We start from the raw sequence: 1,918 nt of genomic DNA, 5'->3' as shown, positions 1-1,918 counted from the left end.
GTCGCCATCATCAAGCACGCCAACCCSTGCGGCGTGGCTGTGGGGTCCGCGTCGGCGGCCGACCCGATCGCCGACGCCCACGCCAAGGCCCACGCCTGCGATCCCGTGTCCGCGTTCGGCGGCGTCATCGCCGCGAACCGCACCGTCACCGCCGGGATGGCACGGACCGTCGCCGGCATCTTCACGGAGGTCGTCATCGCTCCGGGCTTCGACGACGAGGCAGTGGAGATCCTGTCCAAGAAGAAGAACATCCGCCTGCTGGCCCTCCCGGACGGATACGGCCGCTACCCGACCGAGTTCCGCCAGGTCTCCGGCGGCATGCTGGTGCAGGCCACGGACAAGGTCGACGCCGACGGCGACACCCCCGCGAACTGGACCCTGGCCGCGGGCGACGCCGCCGACGCCGCCACCCTGGCCGACCTTGCGTTCGCCTGGACCGCGTGCCGCGCGGCGAAGTCCAACGCCATCCTGCTCGCGGACAACGGTGCCGCCGTCGGCATCGGCATGGGCCAGGTCAACCGGCTCGATTCCTGCAAGCTGGCGGTCGAGCGCGCCAACACCCTCGGCGTCACGGTTGAGTCCGACGTCGAGGGTGCTGGCGGGGCGGCTGCCGTTCAGGCAGAACCAGGCGCCGCCGGTGCACCGGAACGGGCCCGCGGCGCCGTGGCGGCCTCGGACGCGTTCTTCCCGTTCGCCGACGGACTGCAGCTCCTGGTCGACGCCGGCGTGCGCGCCGTCGTCCAGCCGGGCGGCTCTGTCCGGGACGAGGAMGTCATCGCCGCAGCCAACGCCGCCGGCATCACCAKGTACTTCACCGGAGCTCGCCACTTCTTCCACTAGGGCTCGCCCACTCGGGCTGCGGTTCGCGCACAAGGGACCAGCGCAAGAGACCCCCTAGAGACCCCTAGAGACCCCCGCACAAAAAATGGACATGCCCTCCCTATCCGGGGGACATGTCCATTTTCTGTGCCACCGAGTGGGCTGGTGGCCAGTGCCGGGGACATGCTCATTCTTTCCGCGGGACTTGCTCATTTTTCGCGGCAAGGAGTGGGCATATGGCCGGTCCGGGCGACATGCTCATTCTTTCCGCGGGACATGCTCATTTTTCGCGGCTAAGAATGGGCATATGGGGGATATGTCCAGGCTTCGGCGTGTGGGGAGGGCATGTCCCGTGCGACCTGGGGCTGCCTGGGCCAACCGCGGGACATGCTCAGTCTTTCGGTGCGTACCGGGCCAGCCCAAAAGGACATGCTCACGGCTTCAGGAGCTCGAGACCGGCCCGGGCGGACACGCCTATTCTTTCCGGGACATGCCTCCCTTTCCGCGGGACATGTCCATTTTTTGTGCCACTGGGTGGGCTGGCGGCCAGTCCGGGGGACATGTCCATTCTTTCCGCGGGGCATGCTCATTTTTCGTGGCAAGGAGTGGGCATATGAGGGATATGTCCAGGCTTCGGCGTGTGGGGAGGGCATGTCCCGTGCGACCCGGGGCTGCCTGGGCCAGCCGCGGGACATGCCCGTTCTTTCTGGAGCGCAGCGGGCCAGCCGGGGGACATGCTCATTCGTTCCCAAGCGCCGAGAAGCCACCCGGGAGGACATGTCCACTCCTCATGGCTAGGCCCGGACATATGGGGTATATGTCCGGGCCTTCGTGTTAGCGGAGGGCATGTCCAGCGGGCGGGGGGCGATCCGCCGTCGCAGATAAAGCCAGCGCGGGGCCACTGCGTCCTCCCCACTGCTGAAGATGGGACGCAATGACCCCGCGCTGGGGTAAACAGGGTAGACAGGGGAAACAAGCCCGGCCGCGCGGCCCCCGCGAACGGAACCCAGGCCGCGCTGCCCGCGCGGGCCCCCGCGAACGGAGCCCGGCCCCGCGAACGGCCCTCGCGAACGGAGCCCGGCCCCGCGCGAACGGTGCC

Annotated in this window: 1 pseudogene; it reads left to right on the top strand. The window is 68.6% G+C overall.

What is annotated here, in order from left to right:
• A pseudogene (purH, locus tag AC1D1S_RS20960) lies at positions 1-840 on the top strand (bifunctional phosphoribosylaminoimidazolecarboxamide formyltransferase/IMP cyclohydrolase); the annotation flags it as partial.
• Positions 841-1,918: the final 1,078 nt, after the last annotated feature.

Source organism: Arthrobacter sp. P1_A5, assembly GCF_056406825.1.
The sequence above is the reverse complement of the archived record's forward strand: the minus strand, read 5'-3'. Positions and strand labels throughout refer to the sequence as shown.